At 68.5% G+C, this 19,991-nt stretch carries 12 protein-coding genes; 4 read left to right on the top strand and 8 right to left on the bottom strand.

Annotation, left to right across the window (positions count from 1 at the left end; all coding sequences use genetic code 11):
- Nucleotides 1-6: 6 nt before the first annotated feature.
- The 3 genes from ACOOHB_RS01520 to ACOOHB_RS01510 form a co-directional block, all read right to left on the bottom strand.
- Nucleotides 7-2,583 carry an ABC transporter permease gene (locus ACOOHB_RS01520; RefSeq protein ID WP_420443067.1) on the bottom strand — a complete coding sequence of 859 codons (2,577 nt, stop codon included), beginning with the start codon at nucleotides 2,581-2,583 and terminating at the stop codon, nucleotides 7-9.
- A 28-nt stretch (nucleotides 2,584-2,611) separates the two neighbouring features.
- Nucleotides 2,612-3,358, bottom strand: a complete 747-nt coding sequence (locus tag ACOOHB_RS01515) for an ABC transporter ATP-binding protein (protein ID WP_420443066.1) — start codon at nucleotides 3,356-3,358, stop codon at nucleotides 2,612-2,614.
- Nucleotides 3,359-3,431: 73 nt separating this feature from the next.
- Nucleotides 3,432-8,747, bottom strand: coding sequence for an Lhr family helicase (locus tag ACOOHB_RS01510; protein WP_420443065.1), 5,316 nt, complete (start codon nucleotides 8,745-8,747; stop codon nucleotides 3,432-3,434).
- Between ACOOHB_RS01510 and ACOOHB_RS01505 the strand changes: the two genes are divergently transcribed.
- Complete coding sequence (locus tag ACOOHB_RS01505; protein WP_420443064.1) at nucleotides 8,738-9,031, top strand: hypothetical protein; 294 nt, start codon at nucleotides 8,738-8,740, stop codon at nucleotides 9,029-9,031. The genes ACOOHB_RS01510 and ACOOHB_RS01505 overlap by 10 nt on opposite strands.
- Nucleotides 9,032-9,062: 31 nt before the next feature.
- Here the strand turns inward: ACOOHB_RS01505 and ACOOHB_RS01500 are convergent, their stop codons facing one another.
- The 5 genes from ACOOHB_RS01500 to hemE are packed head-to-tail and all read right to left on the bottom strand — an operon-like array spanning nucleotide 9,063 to nucleotide 15,756.
- Complete coding sequence (locus ACOOHB_RS01500; protein ID WP_419921901.1) at nucleotides 9,063-9,266, bottom strand: CDGSH iron-sulfur domain-containing protein; 204 nt, start codon at nucleotides 9,264-9,266, stop codon at nucleotides 9,063-9,065.
- The gene (locus ACOOHB_RS01495; RefSeq protein WP_420443063.1) at nucleotides 9,259-11,496 is read right to left on the bottom strand and encodes a HelD family protein; all 2,238 of its coding nucleotides are present in this window, start codon (nucleotides 11,494-11,496) and stop codon (nucleotides 9,259-9,261) included. Before ACOOHB_RS01495 ends, ACOOHB_RS01500 begins: the two co-directional genes overlap by 8 nt.
- A gap of 56 nt (nucleotides 11,497-11,552) precedes the next feature.
- The gene (gene lnt, locus ACOOHB_RS01490) at nucleotides 11,553-13,019 is read right to left on the bottom strand and encodes an apolipoprotein N-acyltransferase (RefSeq protein ID WP_420443062.1); all 1,467 of its coding nucleotides are present in this window, start codon (nucleotides 13,017-13,019) and stop codon (nucleotides 11,553-11,555) included.
- Nucleotides 13,016-14,593, bottom strand: a complete 1,578-nt coding sequence (gene hemG / locus ACOOHB_RS01485; protein WP_420443061.1) for a protoporphyrinogen oxidase — start codon at nucleotides 14,591-14,593, stop codon at nucleotides 13,016-13,018. Before hemG ends, lnt begins: the two co-directional genes overlap by 4 nt.
- Before the next feature lie 50 nt (nucleotides 14,594-14,643).
- Nucleotides 14,644-15,756 (bottom strand): uroporphyrinogen decarboxylase, encoded by a 1,113-nt coding sequence (gene hemE, locus ACOOHB_RS01480; RefSeq protein WP_420443060.1) that lies wholly within the window; start codon nucleotides 15,754-15,756, stop codon nucleotides 14,644-14,646.
- Between the two features lie 339 nt (nucleotides 15,757-16,095).
- Between hemE and ACOOHB_RS01475 the strand changes: the two genes are divergently transcribed.
- The 3 genes from ACOOHB_RS01475 to ACOOHB_RS01465 form a co-directional block, all read left to right on the top strand.
- A complete protein-coding gene (locus ACOOHB_RS01475; RefSeq protein ID WP_420443059.1) occupies nucleotides 16,096-17,445 on the top strand; it encodes an HNH endonuclease signature motif containing protein in 1,350 nt (449 codons plus the stop codon).
- A 364-nt stretch (nucleotides 17,446-17,809) separates the two neighbouring features.
- Nucleotides 17,810-19,162: a glycosyltransferase family 4 protein gene (locus ACOOHB_RS01470; RefSeq protein WP_420443058.1), complete on the top strand. Its 1,353-nt coding sequence runs from the start codon at nucleotides 17,810-17,812 to the stop codon at nucleotides 19,160-19,162.
- Nucleotides 19,163-19,168: 6 nt separating this feature from the next.
- Nucleotides 19,169-19,991, top strand: an 823-nt coding sequence (locus tag ACOOHB_RS01465) for a class I SAM-dependent methyltransferase (RefSeq protein ID WP_420443057.1), incomplete at its 3' end; no start/stop codon positions are given.

The following is a 19,991-nucleotide window of genomic DNA, read 5'->3' as shown; positions in this document are numbered from 1 at the left end:
GGTGGCCTATTCGTCCGCGATGGCGGCGAGCACGTTCATCCTGCTCGCCCGGAACGCTGGGAACAGCGCCGCAATCAGCCCGAACACCAGTGAGAGCACCAAGAACACGACAAGCCACACAATCGGCACAGCCACGGTGCCGATGATGTCGTCGGGGATCGCGGCGATCGTGGCGATGCCGAATGCCAAGCCGAGGACCAGGCCGACAAGCGCCCCGTACAAGGCGACCGCGACGGCTTCCCATCGAATCATTCGGCGGAGCTGGCGGCCGGTCATGCCCACCGCGCGCATCAGCCCGATCTCACGGGTGCGCTCGAACACCGACAGCGTCAAGGTGTTGACGATGCCGATCAGCGCGATAAGAAGCGCAAACCCCAAGAACACCGTGGAAATCACGAGCACCGTGTTGAGGTTCGACTCGATGCCGGCCTGGAATTCCTGGCGGTCGTCGACGTCGGCTTGCGGATAGGTCTCGAGCACCCGGTCGACCGCTGCTCTGGCGGCTTCGGGATCGTCGATCGTGGTCGCCACCAGCAAGATGTCGTCGAACGACGTCGTCGACACCTCCGCGTACAACGACTGGTCGATGATCCAGTTGCTCCACAGTGCATTCCGGGTGAAGACGGCCTCCACCGAGACCACCCGCTCATCACCGCTCACGAAGCCCAGTACCACCTCGTCGCCGATGTCGAGGCCGTAGTCGGCAGCAGCATCTTCATGGATCAGCAAGCCCGCTGCGGGGTCGAATCCGCCGAGCGAGCCGGCGGTGATGTCGAGGTCGGCGACCTCGGCCAGTCCTGCCACGTGGACCGCCGTCACATCGGTGATGAGCTCGGTGACGATCCCGTCGACGTCACTCAGTCCCGCAAGCTCCACCCGGTCAAAATCGAATCCGACGACTGTGCCGAGGCCTGCTGCACGAAGATCGGAACCCGCGGGCTTGGGCAGACCGGCTTGGGTGTTGGCGGTGATGACGAAGTCGGCCGTCACCGCTGTGCTGAACCTCTCGCCGAACGACACCTTCAGCGACTCAGCCATCACTGCGACCATGGTCACCAGCGACAGGCCAATCGTCAGCGCGACCGCCGTGGCCGCCGTGCGCCGAGGATTGCGGATCGAATTGTTGCGTGCGAGCTGCCCGGGCGTGCCGAGCAACCCGGGCAACGGCCGGGAAATGGCGCCCACGATGGCTCCGGCAACCAACGGGCTGAGCACGGCCACAGCAATGAAGACGATCGCGCCGCCGGCGGCGAGGGTGATCAGCTGAGGCGTTGCACCGTCGAAGTCGCCGAACAGTGCCCACCCGGTGAGCGCCAGGCCCGCTGCCAGCAGCAGCCCCCCGACGACGGGGCGCATCACGCTGCCCTGCCGGGACGTGCTGGCGTACTCCTCCTGCAGGCCGGCCATCGGCGAGATGCGCGAGGCCTTGATGGCGGGCACCAGTGAAGCCACCACGGTGAAGCCGATGCCCACGACGGCTGCCCAGATCACCGTCCGGAAGCTGAGCGGCAGCGATCCCGACGGCAGCCCTGCGGCGAACGTCGAGAAGATTGCACGTATCCCCAGCGCACCCGCCATGCCCAGCCCCAGGCCCACGACCGAAGCGACGACGCCGATGGCCAGCGACTCGGTCAGCACCGACCTGCGGATCTGCCAAGGCGTCGCACCGACGGCCCGCAGCAGCGACAGCTCGCGAATCCGCTGGCCCAGCACGATGTTGAACGTGTTCGAGATGATGAACGCGCTGACGAACAGCACCACGAAGGCGAACGCCAGCAGGATGGTCTGCAGCGGCCCGATGAAGGTCTCGAAGGCGTCGCTGAACTCTTCGGTGGCGTCGGAGGCGCTGATGATCTCGACGCCGTCAGGCAGCACGGCAGCGAGCTGTTGTTCGACCGCTGCGAGGTCTGCTCCTGGCTCGACGCGCACGCCGATCTGGTCGAATTCGTCGCCGTAGCCGAGGACTTCCTGCGCTGTCTGCTTGTCGAACAGCGAGAACGTCGCGCCGGCACCCGCATTGTCGGGAAAGCCGAACTGAATCGTGCCGGTCAGCGTGAACGTGCGAGGTCCGGTCGGCGTGATGACCTCGTAGTCGCCGCCGAGCTCGAAGTCGTAGTCGGCGACGGTGCCCGCATCGAGCGCAAATTCCGTGATCCCGACCGGTTTCTCACCGGTGATCAGGAAGTATTGGGAAATCTCGTCATCGACGGTCCAGTTCGAACCAGCAACAGGCGCCCCGAACGAGGTGACCGCTTTGCCGCTGCCGTCGACCGGGATGACGCCATCGACGAAGAAGCCGCCTTCTGCCGCGGCGACGCCGTCGACGGCGAGGACGCGTTCAACCAGACTCTCGGGCACGGGCGGCGCGTTGCCCTCGGTGAGGTCACCGAAGGCCAGCTGTCCCCGGATCGTGAACTCTGTGCCGGTGTTGATGTCCTCGGCGAGATCGCCGAACGTGCCACGCAGCGAATCGGCAGTCACGAACGCTGCGACGACGAACGCAACGCCGATGGTGATGGTGCTCGCGGTGAGCGCGAACCGGATCTTGTTGGCTAGAAGCGACTTCAGGCCCAGGCGCAGCATGGCGACAGCTCGTCTCGTTGAACGCCGGTCAGGCGCCGAGCTGGTTCATGTGTGCGCGGATGCGCTCCGGTGTCGGGTCGGCGAGCTCGTCCACGATCTTGCCGTCGACGAGGAACACCACCCGGTCGGCGTAGGAAGCGGACACCGCGTCGTGGGTGACCATCACCACGGTCTGACCCATCTCGGTCACGGCCCGCTTCACAAAGCTCAGGATTTCCGCGCTGGTGTTGGAGTCGAGGTTGCCGGTCGGCTCGTCAGCGAAGATGATCTGCGGCCGCCCGGCCAGTGCCCGTGCCACCGCGACGCGCTGCTGCTGGCCGCCTGACAGTTCATTGGGACGGTGGCGCACCCGATCGGCCAGACCCGTGGCGTCGACGACCTCGTCGATCCATTCGCTGTCGCCTTTGGAACCGGCGAGGTCCATCGGCAAGGTGATGTTCTCGATCGCGGACAGGGTCGGCACCAGGTTGAACGCCTGGAAGACGAACCCAACGGCGTCACGACGCAACAGCGTCAGATCGCGCTCGGACAGCTGCGACAGATCGACATCGCCGATGAGCACCTGACCCGATGTGACCGTGTCGAGTCCGGCCATGCAGTGCATCAGCGTGGACTTGCCCGAGCCCGACGGGCCCATGATCGCCGTGAACCGGCCTTGTTCGAACGTCACGTCGATGGCGTCGAGGGCGCGCACGGTGGTGTCACCCGAGCCATAGATCTTCGATGCCGCAACGGCGCGGGCCGCAGCGTGAATGGGCGGAGCTTGCACGGACACTGAGCCTCCAAGGGGTCGCCAGCCAGCGGGCAACTCTACGGACGCTGTCCGCCTGCGAATGTTCAGATATTTCTCAGGTTCGAAGGGTGGGGCCCTTGTAGCCGGGGGTGAAGCCGTTGGCGAGCAGGGTTTCGTGCAGTGGGTGGTCGGCTGCGGGGACAGCGTCGATGCGGGCCAGCTCGACCTTGCGGATTCGACCGATGGCGAGTGCGGACAGCAGCGCTGTGATCCATCGGAGATCGGTGGCTGTCGTTGAGAAGGTGTGCAGGGTGCGCCCGCCGCGGTCGAGGACTGCAAGGGGGACGCCGTCGGCGAGCACCACCTGGGTTCCTGCGCTTCGGCTGGGGCGGCCATCGCACGGCGGCCAGCTCAGTGCAGCGCCGTAGGGCTGCGCGGGATCGGTTGCCGACAGCACCACCACGCCGGCTTCGGGGCCATCTGGGGGTCGCGATGCGGCGCGCGTCGCAGGCGTTGCGGACTGCGCGCTCGGCGAGGGCGACTCGCGGTGGTCTCTTAGCCGCTCCACTGCGGCGGCTGTCGCGAACTGTGCCCCGCCGAGGCCTTCCACGAAGTGCCCGCGGCGGACGCTGCCGCGCTCTTCGAGGGCGCGCAGAATGCCGTACGCGGCTGCGAAGCCTCCTGGGTGGCCCTCGGCGAGCACTCCGGGGCGAGTGACGATGCCGTGGCGTTCGAGCAGGGCCAGCGCTGCACTGTGCGCCCGCTCGGTGGGGGTCGGTGCAGGCTCAAGCAGCAGTGCCACCAAGGACCAGCGCCCGGCAACGGTGGGAGGCCCCCCGGCGCGCAGACGGCCCGGGCGAGGTCGGCGGCCCGATCCCGGCACTGGACCCGAGCGCGTCAGCACACCAGTGCGTCGGTGCCGTGGTGCGTGGCGGCTGCGCGCGCTCGCCGACTTGGGGGCACGACGCTTGCGGGGGCCCAGGCCGCGCAGTGGGGCGAAGGTGTCGTTGGTGACGAGCCCGGCCCACACCAGATCCCACAACGCCGTGAGCACACGGGTGGTGAATTCCGGACTCGTCGCCGAGAGCCCTTGAAGCGATCCGCTGCGGGAGCCTGAGTCGTCACCGTCGTCATCTCGCAGCGCCACGGCTGCGGCTGCGGCTGCGAACAGGTCGGGCCAGAACGCCGCTCCTCGTTGGGCGAGGTGGTTCAGCAGGGCCTGCGAGATGGGATCCGGGCTTCTCGCATCACCGTCGTCGGTGTCGAGCTCGGACGGCGGGCTGGGCGGCGGTGTGGACGGCGGGCTGGGCGGTGGTGCGAGCATTGCGATCTCGTCGCGCCAGTACAGGCGCACGCGTCCGTCGTTGGGCCCGAGCGCACCGGCGCCCATCCACACCAGGTCGCCACCCGAGATGAGAGCGTCGAGATCGGCCGGGCTGTAGTGGCGTACACGCGTCGGCAGCACATCGGTTTCGAGCGTGGAGGCCACGAGCGGCGCGCCTGCCAGCTGCGTGATGGCATCGGCCAGCGCGTCGGGCCCGCCGCGGGGCCGGTCGACGCTGTGCCACGCGCACAGGAACCGTGCGAAGGCATCGGGCTCGACGGGTTCGACCTCTCGGCGCAGCCGGGCCAGCGAGCGCCTGCGCACGGATCGCAACACCGCGACGTCGCACCACTCGGTGCCGGTGCCGTCGGGCCGGAATGCGCCCCGCGTGAGGCGGCCCGCAGCTTCGAGCCGGTGCAGCGACGCGGTGATCCGGCTGAGAGGCACACCGAGGCGAGCCGCGGGCGCCTCGGCGGTGAACGGCACATGCGTGGAGGCGAAGCGGGCCACGAGCTCGTCCAGCGGATCGGTGATCGCCGCGGCACCCAGCGGCAGCGGCAGCGTCGTAAAGGCCGCGGGCAGACCCACCGGCAATGCGCAGCCAAGTGCATCGCGGCACCGGGCGGCGTCCTCGACGGCGATGTAGCGAGTCTCGTCCGCGATGCGGACCTCGATTGCCCGGCGCTGCGCCACCAGCTCGGCCAGCCAGCGCTCTGCTGGCGATGCACCGGGCCGATCGGACTCATCGGACGTGTCAGACGGGGCAGGCGGATCAGACGGGTCGAACACGTCGCACAGGTCAGACGGGTCAGACGGGTCAGACACGTCGGACTCATCAGACACGTCGGACTCGTCGGGCAGGTCAGGCGGGTCGGACTGGCACCGGTGCGCCACCTCGTTGGCGGTGAGATCGCCGACGCGGGCGAACACGTCGGCCAACTCATCGACGCTGCGAGCACGGCGGCCGTCGGCCAGACGCTGCAGCTCGAGTTCCAATTCGGCCAGCACTTCGGCATCGAGCAGCTCGCGCAGCTCTTCTGTGCCCAGCAGGTCGGCGAGCAGCTCGCGGTCCAGCGAAAGAGCCGCGGCCCGCCGCTCGGCCAGCGGCGCATCGCCGCCGTACATGAAGACCGAGATCCAGTCGAACAGCAGGCTCTGCGCCATGGGCGACGCGCCATCGGTGTCGACGGTGACCATGCGGATCTTGCGAGAAGCAATGTCGCTCAGCACCTCGGCGAGCGCCGGCACGTCGAAGACTTCTTGCAGGCACTCGCGTGATGTCTCGAGCAGCATCGGGAAGCTCGGGTACTTCGCCGCCACCTCCAGCAGGCCCGCCGAGCGCTGGCGCTGCTGCCACAGCGGGACGCGCTCACCGGGCCGGCGGCGCGGCAGCAACAGCGCCCTGCCCGCCACCTCCCGGAACCGGGACGCGAACAGCGCAGTGGAAGGCAAGTGGGCGACGATGGCGTCACGCACCTCGTCGGGGTCGAGCGCTACGTCTGTTCCGTCGAGGCGAGGCCCGCCCGCACCGGAAGCATCGGGGGATGGCGAATCCCACACCGACCCGTTCCCCGCTGGGCCGCCGTCGTGCCAATCGTCGGGTGACCAGACGTCTGGCAGGCGCAGCACGATGCCGTCGTCGCTCCACAGCAGCTCGACTGGGGCGTCGCCAGCGACGGCGGGATCCTGTGCGAACTTCGCCTGCAGGGCGATGCCCCACGGCGCGTGGACCCTGGCGCCGAACGGGGTCAGGATGCACACACGCCAGTCGCCGATCTCGTCCCGGAACCGCTCGACGACGATCGTGCGATCGTCGGGCACCACGCCGGTCGCGGCGCGCTGCGCATCGAGATACCGCAGGACGTTCAACGCTGCGGTGCGGTCCAGGCAGTGATCGCGCTGCAATCGTTCGACCAGACGGGCCGTGGTGCTGCGTTTGGACTCGGCATCAGCCGAAGCTGACCCAGCCTCGAGGCGCGTCAACCCGGCCTCGGTATCGAGGCGCGTCAACTCAGCCTCGAGATTCGCGGGCAGCTCATCGGCGACGGAACGAATGAAGGCACCGACGGCGCGGCCGAGTTCGAGCGGCCGGCCAGGACCGTCGCCGTGCCAGAACGGCATCTTGCCCGGCTCGCCGGGTGCGGGCGTGACCACGACGCGCTCGTGGGTGATCTCGACGATCCTCCAGGTGGATGCTCCCAGCAGGAACGTCTCCCCCACGCGCGCCTCGTACACCATTTCCTCGTCGAGCTCGCCGACGCGCGAGCCGTCAGTGGTGAACACGGCGTACAGACCCCGGTCCGGAATGGTGCCGGCGTTGGTGACTGCCAGACGTCCGGCACCCTGGCGGGCTCGCAGCATTCCCGCGGTTCGATCCCACACGATGCGCGGCCGCAGCTCGCGGAACTCCTCGGAGGGGTAGCGGCCGGCGAGCAGGTCGAGCACGGCCGTGAACACCTCTTCGCTGAGCTGCTCGTACGGCGCAGAGCGGCGTACGACCGCCAGCAGGTCGGCGACCGCCCAGTCGTCGACTGCGACCATCGCGACAATCTGCTGAGCCAGTACGTCGAGTGGCTGACGCGGGTAGTGGATCGACTCGATCTCACCCGTGTGCATCCGCTGCGCGACGACGGCTGCCTCGACGAGATCGCCCCGGTGGCGCGGGAAGATCTTCCCGACGCTCGGCTCGCCGACCTGGTGGCCCGCACGGCCGATCCGTTGCAGTCCTGATGCGACCGAGCCCGGCGACGCCACCTGGATCACCAGGTCCACGGCGCCCATGTCGATACCCAGCTCCAGCGATGACGTGGCAACGATGGCGCGGACGCGGCCCGCCTTCAGATCGTCTTCGATCGCGAGCCGCTGTTCGCGGCTGAGCGAGCCGTGGTGCGCTCGCACCAGCTCGGCACCCGGCGGGGGTGAAGTGCCCTCGGCCTCGGCCGCCCGGTTCAGGCCATCGAGGTGCAGCTCGTTGAGACGTGTTGCCAATCGCTCGGCGAGGCGGCGAGCGTTCACGAAGATGATCGTGGAGCGGTGGGCCTCCACTAGCGCCAGCAGACGTGGGTGGATGGCGGGCCAGATGCTGTTGGAGTGGGTCTGGGCAGGGGGTTGTAGCTCCGCGGTCGCCGGTTCAGATGGCACCGCTGCGTCCGCGGGCGCCGGCACTTCCAATGGCGCCGCAGTAGCCGACGACGACGCTCCCAATGGCGCCGGCGGTGCGAAATCGTCGTCGGGATCGGCGCGTTCGACGACGCGGCCGCTGGGGCCTGTCGCGGCACTGGCTGCGGCCAGGTCGCCCATGTCCGACACCCCGACGATCACTTCCACGTCGAGCTGCTTGGTCATGCCGACGTCGGTGATCTCGACGTGTCGATCCGCCGGACGGAGCGGGTCGGTGCCGCCGAGGAACCGCGCGACTTCGGACATCGGCCGCTGCGTTGCCGACAGCCCGATGCGCTGAGGAGCCCCTCCGGTCTTGTCCGCAGTCAGCTCGCACAGTCGCTCCAAGGAGAGCGCTAGATGCGTGCCCCGCTTCGTCGCCGCGACCGAATGGATCTCATCGACGATGACCCATCGCACATACCGCAGCGTCTCGCGCGCTTGCGACGTCAGCATGAGGTACAGCGACTCGGGCGTCGTGATGCAGATGTCGGGCGGCCGGGTCACCAGCCGCCGCCGCTCCGCCGCACTGGTGTCCCCGGTGCGCACGCCGACCGTCGGCAAATGCACCTCGATGCCGAGGCGCTCGGCCGCCAAGCTGATGCCGCGCAGCGGTGCCCGCAGGTTCTTGTCGACGTCGACCGCGAGCGCTCGCAGCGGCGAGAGGTACAGCACCCGGGTGCGCTCAGCTCGGGCGGGCTCGGGTTCGCTCATGATCCGGTCGATGGCCCACAGGAACGCTGCGAGGGTCTTGCCCGAGCCGGTGGGCGCCGCGATGAGACAGTGCTGGCCGTCAGCGATGGTGCGCCACCCGGCCACCTGGCATTCCGTCGGCGCAGCGAACGTCGTCGCGAACCACTCCGCGGTCGGCGTCGAGAACGCGCTCAGCGAAGGATGGCTGTTGCGCCGCCCGGCTGCGACGTCGTCAGAGGTGGATGGTGTGCGCATTCGAATCACCGACAATCCAAGCCGATCACGCACACCGCGAGCGCGCCAAGCGGCGCAACTCCGCCATAAGAGTGCTGCAAAGTGCCGAATACGTGTTGGAGGCCAAGCGGATAGGCAGCGAATCGTGGCACGAGCGCACCGAACGAGAGCGGGAGACAATCGGCTGCACGACACAAACCGTCAACGTGCGCAGCGCCCCGATGCCGCCGAGCCGCGCAGCTACGCCCAGTGCCGACTCGACGCAATCAGGTCACACGCTCGAGGCCGATGTCATGCGCGAATAGCGGGCCGCCGTGCGACCGACGGCGAGGCGCGTTAGCTGGGCGGATTGAGCGTGCCGTCGAAGCCAGTGTTGTGGGTGCCGTCGCACATGGGCTTCGAGGACGACATGCCGCAGCGGCACAGCGCCACCACCGAGTCGCTGTCGGCGACGGTGTTGCCCTCGTGGTCAGTGACCGCGCAGGTTCCTTTGACCAAGAGCGGTCCGTTGTTCAATACCTGCACCGTGACGTCAGCCATGTGAATCTCCCGAGACTCTCTCAGTTGTTGCGGCGGTTGCGTCAGTGTTGCACGCGGCAGCGCCAGCATGGAGCGGTTCAGGCAGCGGTTGCGACCAGACCACCGCGACGCGCTTGGTGGCACGGGTCAGCGCCACGTACAGGGCGCGCAAGCCTTGGGGCTCTTCGGCAACCATGGCATTGGGCTCGACGACCACCACCCCGTCGGTCTCGAGTCCTTTGCAGAGGCGAACGGGCGCCAGCGTGACGCGCGGGTGCAGCGCTCCGGTGGTGTTGCGGCTTGCAGCGGTGGCACGGCCGAAATCCAATCCGGCCTCTGTGAACGCCGAAGTGATCTCGTCGATGAGCCCTGACGGCGAGACGACGAGCAGGTTCCCGCCGCCGAGCGCTTCGGTCTCTTCTTTGACGACTTGGGAGACTGCGGATGCGATGGCTTCGGCGTCTGCGGCCACGAATCGGGGCGGTGCGCCCGCGATGCGTACCGCTGCTGGCGGTGCGAGCTGTGGAGCCGTTGCGGCGAGCACACGGTTCGCGAGATCGAGGCTGGGCTGAGGGATCCGATAGCTGAGCGTCAGCTCGGCCAGCCGGGGCGCCACTGAGGCTGCCGGCAGATGGGCCAGCACTTCGTGCCAGTCGGTCGGAGCGTGCGCGGACGTGGCTTGGGCGATGTCGCCGACCACGGTCATCGAGCCATTCAGCGATCGGCGGGCGATCATGCGCAGCGCCATCGGCGGCTGGTCCTGGCATTCGTCGACAACGATGTGACCGTACGTGCGAATGCCGCTGTCGTTCCGCCGTCGCTTCGAGCGGGTCTGCGGGCCGAGTTGTGCGTAGGCCTCATCGAGCAGCGGCACGTCCGCGTCGCTCCACTGGTAGGAGGCCTCGCTGTCGCCGCGGGGCCGGTAGAGCGATTCCCACTGGGCTTCGGGGAGGAGCCCCGAGGCGGCCGAGCGCAGCAGCGCCCGCGAGCTGTAGAGGTCGCGCAGCAGCTGTGCCGGCGTCAGCAGCGGCCACATGCGCTCGAACGCCGCCATCACATCGGGGTGCCGTGAGAAGCGCTCGCGCAGCTTTGCGGGGTCGGGCCGGCGCCGATGCGACGCCGACATGGCCGCGTACACCTCCTGCTCGACGTAGGCGCGGCCTGCGTTGTGGTGACGGAACCGTCGGCGGGCCTCGGACACGATGGCGCGGGACTCGTCGACCCGCAGCGTCAGGTATCCCAGCCCGAAGTCCAGCCGCAGGCCGCGACGGAGCTTGCGCTGTCGGTCCTTCAGCGCGTTGGCGATGAACTGCGACATGCGGGCGTCACCCTTGGTACGCGCCACCTCGGGCGCGTCGCCGAGGCGCACCCGGACCTCGGGAAACAGCTCGTTGAACAGGTCGGCGAGCACGAACAGGTGCACGCCGACCTCGCCGAGGCTGGGCAGGACACGCTCGACGTAGCGCAGGAACAGCCGGTTCGGGCCGACCACCAGCAGGCCCTGGCCGGCCAGCGGGAACCGGTACGTGTACAGCAGGTACGCGGCTCTGTGCAGCGCCACGATCGTCTTGCCGGTGCCCGGCCCGCCCTGGCACACGAGAATGCCCTTTCGCGGACTGCGGATGATCTCGTCCTGCTCGGCCTGAATCGTGGCAACGACCTGCTTCAGCTGACCGTCGCGGTGCTCTTCGAGCGCTGCATACAGCGCGCCGTGGGCGGTCAGCCCGTTGTGGCCCGAACCTTGGGGGCTCGCAGTGTCGCCGAACGCGTCGAGATCGAACACCTCGTCCTCGAGGTCCGCCAGCTCGCGTCCTCGACACACGAAGTGGCGGCGTCGCAGGAGCCCGAGCGGATCGCCGCCAGTCGCACGAAAGAATGGCTCGGCGACGGGCGCCCGCCAGTCGACCACAACAGGTTCTCGACGCTCGTCGGCGACTGCCAGCCGGCCGATGTAGAAGGTCTCGTTCGATGCGGTCAAGGTGGGCTGCTGTGCCGGCTCGTTTGCCGCAGTTGCCTTCGACGGCCGGTCGATGCGTCCGAACACCAACGAGGAGGAGCCCAGTTCGAGCTGGCTGAGTCGCCCGACCACGGCTTCCTCGATGACATCTCGTTCGAACCGCGCCTGTGTCGTGCCGCCGCGCCCTACTTCGACCATGTCACGCAGCCGTGTCGCGCGTTGCCGCGACGATTCCAGCAGCTCGTACGCCCGATCAATTTGGGCTTGTTCTGCGGAGATTTCAGGATGGCTCACGCTGTGTCTCGAACCTGCCTCACAGGACTCATCCGCCGAAAAACGGCCTGCTAAGGCTAGTTGTCGCCCAAGCGCAGACCGCGCCACGCCAGGACCGCAGCCGCGGCGATTGCGAGCGGCCACATGCCCAGCGCGACGGCGGGCGTCGTGCCCGTACGCAGCTCGACCGGAGCCACCAGCACCGCCGGTTCGCGCAGCTCGCTGCGCGCGATGACCGTCCCGTCGGGCGCCACGATGGCGCTGTATCCCGTGGTCGAGGCTTGCAGGACCCATCTGCGGGTCTCGACCGCCCGGAGCCGGGCGCTTGCAAGCGACTGGGAGGGCACCACCGAGCTTCGGTACGAGGAAGCCAGCGTGGGATTGGCCACGATGCTGCCGCCGGCTCGCACACCAGCGCGCACAAGGCCGGGAAAGTAGATCTCGTAGGACGTGGCGACGGCCACGTCGCCCAGCGGCGTCTTCACAACGCCGGGACCCTCGCCGGCGATCGCCTCACGCGCGATCAGCGAGAGGTCGGCGAACGGCTCGACGAGGCCGCGCAGCGGCACGTACTCACCGAACGGGACGAGGTGGGCCTTGTCGTAGCGATCGGTCAGGCCAAAAGACGGGCCGACCGCGACTGTCGCGTTGCGAAAGCGTGGGGGACTCTCATCGGCGGTGCGCTCGTAGAAGTTGGCGACAAGCACGAGGTCGCGCTCGGACGCGAGCGCCTCGAGCTCTGCGAGACGCGGTGACTCTTCGAGCGGGCCGTCGCTGGATGTACTGCTTTCGCTCCACACCATGAGATCCGCAGTGCCCGACCACTCCGCGGTGGTCGCCAGATGTCGCAGCCGGACGCTGCGCTGCGGTGTTCCGACATCGGTGCCCAGCTCGCCGCCGGCCTGTACCACCGCCGCGTCAATCGTGGCGCTGACTGCGGTGTCGGGCACGGCCAGCACGGCCACCGACACGACCGTCAGCACGAGGGCTGGTTGCCACACCTGCACCCATTCGCGTGCACACAGGCGCTCGACGACGACCGCTCCGACGCCGACGACGGCGATGATTCCGAGGGATCCCGCCGCCGACGCCACCGCCAGCCAGGGACCGTCGACCTGGCCCAACGCCAGGTTCGACATGGCCACGCCGCCGAAGGGAACGGTCCAACGTGCCGCCTCGCCCACCACCAGCGCTGCGGCTGCAGTGACCATTCGCCACGTTCCGCGCGTGGCAATGATCGATGTCGGCAACGCCATGATGAGGGTCTCGACCGGCAGCGCCGCGGCCCAGCCGGGCACGGTCAGCTCGGTCATCCAGAACAGGCCCAGCAGGTAGGCGCCCAGCCAGAAGGCACACGCGGATGCCAGACGATCTCGCCAGCGGCCGCCGTCGGGGCCCGGATCGCAGAAGCGAAGCCAAAGGCCGAAGCCGACCGGCCCCAGCGGCCACAGCCCCCACGGCGGCAGCGACAGCATTGTCAGCGCGCCCAGCACACCGGCAAGGGCGAGACGCACCAGCCGCGTTCGGCGCAACGTCCGGCTCACGGCGAGGCGACGGGCCGGCCCGAGCCGAGGTGCTGCACCGCTGCTGCTGCCGCTTCGTTGCCTTGCCGGATGCATGCGGGGATGCCAAGTCCCCGGTAGGCCGCACCAGCCACGAACACGCCGGGGAGTTCGCGGGCGAGTGCGCTCTCGATGAACTCGACGAGATGTCCGTGACCCGGCACGTACTGGGGCAGCGACCGCTCCCAGCGTGAGACGCGCCACGACGTGATTGCCGCGGGGTCGCGCAGCCCTCGCAGGGGCGCCAGGCCACACAGCTCCCCCACCACAGTTTCCAGCAGCTCGCGGTCACCCAGGCGCGTGTGGCGGTCGTCGTCATACCGGCCGACCGAGACACGCAGGATGGCGTTCGGGATGCCCCCGTTGCCCCCATTGCCGGCGTCGCTGTTGCCGGCGTCGCTGTTGTCGGCGTCGGACCACTTCGGCCACTTCGCCGACGCGTAGCTGCACGCCGTCGTCAGCCAGCCGATGTCTCGGGTGACCAGCAAGCCGGCCTCGGCCGGCGCTTCGATGGCATCGGGGCGCACGCTGAGCGTCAACACCGCAACCGACGCGTAACCGATGCGCGCGAGCGCAGCTGCTGCGTTGGGCGCGCCCGGCAGCATCTGGGCCGCCGCGTGGGCGGGTGCAGCGACGATGACTGCGTCTGCGGCGAGCACCTCGGACCCGGTGTCCACAGCGAACCGTGTTCCGGGGCGCCGGATTGCTTCCACCGGGGCGCCCAGCCGCAAGATGCATCCGTCAAGCCGCTGCACCAGTGCTTCGACCAGCCGACCCATCCCGGCTTCGAAGCTGCCGAAAATCGGTGCCGGACCGGCGGCACCTGGAGCACGTGCGGCGGGAGCCGGTTGCATCGCGCGCAGCCCCCGCATGAGCGAGCGGCTGCGTCCGAGCGCTTCGATCAGGATCGGCGCCGACATTGTTGCGTCCAGCCGGTTGATGTCCCCCGCGCTGATGCTGCCGAGCAGCGGGTCGACCACCCGGGACGCCACCGCCGCTCCCAGCCGGGAGCGCACGATGTCACCCACGCTGGCGGACTCGAGACGCAAGCGCCAGGTGGCGCGCACGCCCTCTGTCACCCTGTCGATCCCGTCGGGACCTGCTCGGCGTGTGGTGAACCGGCGCGGCAGGACATAGTCGGCTGCGGCGCGCAGCGTGCCCGCCAGACCCAGCAGCGGGGAACGCACCAGCGGTCCCAGACGCGTGGGCACCCCGCCCACCAGCCCATCAGGAAGGGGCGTGAGCTGCGGACCGTGTACGCCCAGATGCGCCACCGAAGCACCGCCGACCGCTGGCGAGATGCGTTCGGCCGAGATTCCCAGCTCGTCGCAGAGTTCGATCGCCCAGGGCACCCGCAGCAAGAACGCATCGGCGCCCTCGTCGACGAGCCGGCCTTCGAAGGGAGTCGAGAGGATCTTGCCGCCCAGGCGCTCGGCGCTGTCGATCAGCACCACCCTGGGCACCGCAGTTCCGGCGTCAGCGGGATGCAGCAGGCGGTACGCAGCAGTCAGCCCGGTGATGCCGCCGCCGACCACGACGACTCGCTTAGGTGCCATGACTACAGGTCACCATGACTACTGGGTGCCATGACGAGGCCCCCGCTCGCTCACTCGTGCTGGCTTGCGTGCGTCGGCTGGTACGCATGCACATGGTCTGTCAGGCGCTCCAGCACAGACGGGTCGGTCTCGGGGAGCACGCCGTGGCCCAGGTTGAAGATGTAGCCGGGCGCAGCGGTGCCCTCGCCAAGAATGCGATCAGCGGCGGTGCGAACCGTCGGCCAATCGACCAGGCACAGCGCTGGGTCCAGATTGCCCTGCAGCGCCACGCCGGGCCCCACACGCTGGCGCGCCAAGCCCAGCGGCACGCGCCAGTCGACTCCGACAACGTCTGCTCCCACTTGGGCCATCTGGTCGAGCAGCTCGCCGGTGCCCACGCCGAAATGTCCACGGGGCACGCCCAGGTCGGCCAGCTCGTCGAACACCCGCTTGCTGTGCGGCGCCACGAATTCGGCATAGTCCGCGGGTGCCAATGCCCCCGCCCACGAATCGAACAACTGCACGGCGCTGGCGCCCGCGAGCACCTGGGACCGCATCGACGCCACCGCTATCGCGGCGAGCCGCTCCATGAGGTCGTGCCACAGCGCCGCATCGGCGTGCATCAGCGCCTTCGTCAGCAGATGCTGGCGGGACGGCTGGCCTTCGATGAGGTAGCTGGCCACCGTGAACGGTGCTCCTGCGAAGCCGATGAGCGGCACTTCGAGCTGCGCAGCGAGCAAGCGCACGGTCTCGATCACGTGGGGCGTGTGCGCCTGGGGATCGAGGGGCGGCAGGCGATCGAGATCGGCGCGACGCCGCAGCGGTTCGGGTGCGACGGGGCCGACGCCCGGAACGATGTCGATGCCGAATCCGATGGCGGCGGCAGGCACGACGATGTCAGAGAACAGCACCGCTGCGTCCACGCCGTAGCGCCGCACGGGCTGCAGCGTGATCTCCGCCGCGGTTGCCGGGTCGGCGATGGCGTCCAGGATGCTGCCGGAGCCGCGCAGCGCCCGGTACTCGGGAAGTGATCGTCCCGCCTGGCGCTGGAACCACACGGGCACCCGCTGCGTCGGCTCACAGCGTGCTGCTCGCAGGTAGGCGCTGTCGGCCAGTCGACGGCTGGGGTGATCCGCGGGGAGGGGACCGGCGGCCGTTTCGACGGTCTCTGGGGCGTCAACCATGCGGTGCGAACGGTACCGGCCGATGGCGTGCAGTGGTCTGTGGGCAGATCGCCTCTGGTAGTGCGGTTTCTGCGGACTAAACCACTCTGGGACGTCCCCATAGATGTCAAGTGTGGGTTGTGAGGGTGGAAGAGCTCGCTGTGGTCGGGCCGCTCTTGCGGTGTTGGGCGTTCATTGCTGGCGTTGTGCTCGCTTGTAGCTCACGTTCGGGCGTCTTGCTGGGTTGGGTGCCGGTGAACCTGTCATGTCCGTCGGTCGTGGCGACGATTGCCGAAGAATTTCAGAAATTGATGCGTACGAGTGTTTGTGATTGATAGCGAACGTGTGTATGCTCTGTCCATGTTCATCGACTCGCCTGGGCATCGCATCCGCGACGACGCAGCGGCGGCGCACGCAGTCGGCTCGGCCGGCGACGCTGTCCATGTGCCCGGTGCGGTCGACACGGGGCGCGATGGCGTTGCCGGTGTCGATCTTGGGGCGTTGAGCAACAGCGATCTGGAGGACCGGGTCATGGGTCTCGTGGCTTTGCGGGCCCGTGTCGAAGGCGAGTATCTGGCTGCTTTGGGCGAGATGACGTCGCGTTGCGGCTCCCAGTCCGCGGCGTGGCAGCTGCGCGAGTTCACCCGCATGAACTCCGCCCAGGCACGCGCGGAGTCCCGGCTCGCACAAAGCCTGGTCGAACACGACCTGTCCGCCACGCTCGACGCGCTCAAGTGCGGGCAGATCCAGACATCGCATGCGAAGGTGATCGCACGCGAGGCTCCCAAGAAGCATCGCCGCAGCGAAGACGAGTTCTTGGAGCTGTGCCGCACCTATCCCTCCGACACCGTGGCCCGCAATCCGCTGGCCTATGAGAGCCTGGCGGTGTACGCCGAACTCGAAGCCGAGGCCGCCGCGGCCGGGCTCAGCCCCATCGACGCGGAGCTCGCGTTGCAGCGCTTCGAGCGCTCGGGTTCGATGCGCATGGGCGACGACGGCATGTGGCACCTGCACGCCAAGCTCGACTTCATCACCGGACGACAGGTCAGCGCCGCTATCCAAGCCGCCGTGCGATCACAACGCCACCACAACAACGACAACAACTTCAACAACAACACCAACGGCGGTGACGGCGGCAGCGGCAGCGGCAGCGGCGGCAGCGGCGGCAGCGGCGAGCCGACGCGGGCCCATCTCACCGCCGACGCGATCAGCGACCTCATCGCCGGCGCCGACAAGACGCGGCGAGCAGCCACGAACCTTTTGATCATCGCGGATTACGACGCTGTGAACGACCGGCTCGCCAACCCCCGCCTCGACGACGGCACGCCGCTGTCGGCGCGACAGCTCGCCGAGCACGCCGTGGACGCCAAAGTTCTGGCCGCGGTGTTCAGCGCGGACTGGTCCGAACTTGCGTTGGGCCGCTCACGCAACGCCAGCGACGCCCAACCGCTCGTCCTCGCTGTGCGCGACGGCGGCTGCATCGGCTGCGAGCTCACCAGCGAGCACACCCAAGCCCACCACATCCAATACTTCGAGAACAACGGCCTCACCGAAATGCCGAACCTCGCGTCGCTGTGCACGCCCTGCCACAAAGACCTCCACCACCACGACACCAAAATCGACACCCCACTCAACGGCCGCCCCCGCCTCCAGCCTCCATCAGAGTTCGACACGGCCACACCCGCACCGGTCTCTGCCCGCAGCCCTTGACCACACCCCGCGCTGTCCCCGGAGCGACGACTGCCACCGACCGCGACCTCGAACCGCAACGGCGGTTCACACCGGGCTCCCGAGTCGACTCTCCTCACGCCACCGTCGCACGACCTCCCTGACTTCAAGGTCACAGGAGCGGTGACCGATGTGTGGCCCCGGCGCCGCCGACTCCAACCCCGCGACCGACAGGACCATCTGCTGTAGGGCAGGTGACATGCTGTGCTCCTTCTGGAAGTGACTTTCCATCGGATCCGGAAATCGCGGGACGGGTCCCCGGTAGCCTCACCCAACCCGCGGCGAATCAGGTCGACCCCACGACAAGGTTGACCCCCACAGGCCTCGCCGGCGGGCGGAGGCTGCAATGGTCGCCGACCCACAGACCCGACGGGCGCAGACCTCGCGCGCCGCGGCGTCGGGGTCGCTGCGAGTTGCCCTGCTCACCTATCGCGGACACCCCTACGTGGGCGGCCAGGGCATCTACGTCCGGCACCTGTCACGCGAGCTCTCAGCCCTCGGGCACAGCGTCGAAGTGTTCAGCGGTCCTCCCTACCCGCATCTGGAACCCGGCATCAAGCTCACCGAGCTGCCGAGCCTCGACCTGTACCGAATGCCCGATCCGTTCCGGGTCCCGAAGCTCGCTGAGTTCCGCTCCCCGATCGACGTGCTCGAGTGGGCCATCACGTGCACCGCGTCATTTGCCGAGCCGCTGACGTTCAGCCTGCGGGCCTTTGCGGCACTGCGCGGCCGCATCGACGACTTCGACCTCGTCCACGACAACCAGTGCCTCGGCTACGGCATCGACTGGCTGCGCCGCGCCGGCATGCCCGTCCTCGGCACGATCCACCATCCCATCACCGTCGACCGGCGGCTCGAGACAGCCCACGCGCCCACATCGGGCAAGCGCTTCGCGCTGAACCGCTTCTACGCCTTCACCAAGATGCAATCGCGGGTGGCGAAGCGACTCGACCGCATCGTCACGGTGTCGCGCAACAGCTTCGACGACATCGTTGCGGACCACGGCGTCCGTCCCGAACGCCTGCACATCACCCACGTCGGAGTGGATCCCGCGCACTTCCGCCCACTGCCCGACTCCTTGCCGGTGCGGGGACGGCTGATGACCACAGCCAGTGCCGATGTTGCGATGAAGGGCCTTGCGTACCTGCTCGAGGCGCTCGCCAAGCTCCGCACCGAAGATCCCGAGCTGCACCTCGTCGTCATCGGGCGTCCGAAGGATGATTCGGCTGCAAGCCGGATGATCGACGAGCTCGGCTTGCGCGGCAGCGTCGAATTCGTGAGCGGCGTGACCGATGAACGCATTGTCGAGCTGTACAACGAGGCCCAGCTGGCGGTGGTGCCGTCGCTGTACGAGGGCTTCTCGCTCCCCGCTATCGAAGCGATGTCGTGCGGCGTTCCGCTCGTCGCCACCACCGGCGGCGCGTTGCCCGAAGTGACCGGACCCGACGGCGAGACCTGCTTGCAGGTGCCGCCGGGCGACACCGAAGCGCTCGCAGCGCGCATCGGCTGGGCGCTCAGCCAGCCCAGCCTGCGCGCCACGGTCGGCGCGGCAGGTCGTGAGCGGGTGAAGTCCAACTACTCGTGGACTGCGACCGCTCAGCACACCGTCGAGCACTACCGGGCACTGCTGGCCGGCCAGCCCTCACCCGGCCAGCGCTCACCCGCTCGACAGCGTCGGATGCTGCGCTCGGCCTCCTAGACGCTGATGCTCACCGTCGACTATGAACGTCTCGGGGCCCGGCGGGGCGATCGGGTGCTGGATCTCGGCTGCGGCGCGGGCCGCCACGCCTTCGAGAGCGCGCGCCGTGGCTGCGTCACGGTGGCCTCGGATCGGGACCACGCCGAATTGCGCTCGGTGACCGCGATGTTCGCGGCCATGGCAACACAGGCCGACCTCGAGGCGCCAAGCGGCCGAGGCAACGGCAATAGTGCAAACCAGGCCACCGACCACAACGACGACAGCGGCTCGGCGTCGAATCACGCTGTCCGGGCCGATGCGACAGCGCTGCCATATCCCAACGGCGCCTTCGACCGCATTATCGCTGCGGAAGTGCTCGAGCACATCGTCGACGACGAAGCCGCCATCGCCGAACTCGCCCGGGTGCTGCGCCCCGGCGGGACCATTGCAATCACCGTCCCCGCCAAAGCCGCGGAGCGTGTCTGCTGGGCCCTCAGCAGCGACTATCACGCGCCCGCAGTGCCCGATGGCCATGTCCGCATCTACGGCTCAGTCGAATTGCGGGCGAAACTGTCCGCCGCCGGGCTCTCGGTGAGCGACAGCCACGGCGCGCATGGCCTTCACACGCCGTACTGGTGGCTGCGCTGTGTGGTGGGTCCCCAAGATGACAACCACTGGCTGGTGAAGGCATACCACCGGCTGCTCGTGTGGGACATCACCGAGGCGCCGAAGCTGACACGCACACTCGACCGCTTCTTGAACCTTGTGCTGCCCAAGTCGCTCGTGCTGTACGCGTACAAGGCCCCGCAGTTCCGCCAGCCAACCGCACCCCGGCCCGCAACGTCGCCCG

The sequence above is a fragment of the Candidatus Poriferisodalis sp. genome (assembly GCF_965215815.1).
Taxonomy (GTDB): Bacteria; Actinomycetota; Acidimicrobiia; order Acidimicrobiales; family Poriferisodalaceae; genus Poriferisodalis.
Note: the sequence above shows the minus strand (reverse complement) of the source record. Positions and strands in the feature narration are given on the sequence as shown.

Coding starts and splice junctions, on each gene's coding strand:
- ACOOHB_RS01520 (WP_420443067.1), bottom strand. CDS start 2,583: ATGCTGCGCCTGGGCCTGAAGTCGCTTCTAGCCAACAAGATCCGGTTC.
- ACOOHB_RS01510 (WP_420443065.1), bottom strand. CDS start 8,747: ATGCGCACACCATCCACCTCTGACGACGTCGCAGCCGGGCGGCGCAAC.
- ACOOHB_RS01500 (WP_419921901.1), bottom strand. CDS start 9,266: ATGGCTGACGTCACGGTGCAGGTATTGAACAACGGACCGCTCTTGGTC.
- hemG (WP_420443061.1), bottom strand. CDS start 14,593: ATGGCACCTAAGCGAGTCGTCGTGGTCGGCGGCGGCATCACCGGGCTG.
- hemE (WP_420443060.1), bottom strand. CDS start 15,756: ATGGTTGACGCCCCAGAGACCGTCGAAACGGCCGCCGGTCCCCTCCCC.
- ACOOHB_RS01475 (WP_420443059.1), top strand. CDS start 16,096: ATGTTCATCGACTCGCCTGGGCATCGCATCCGCGACGACGCAGCGGCG.
- ACOOHB_RS01470 (WP_420443058.1), top strand. CDS start 17,810: ATGGTCGCCGACCCACAGACCCGACGGGCGCAGACCTCGCGCGCCGCG.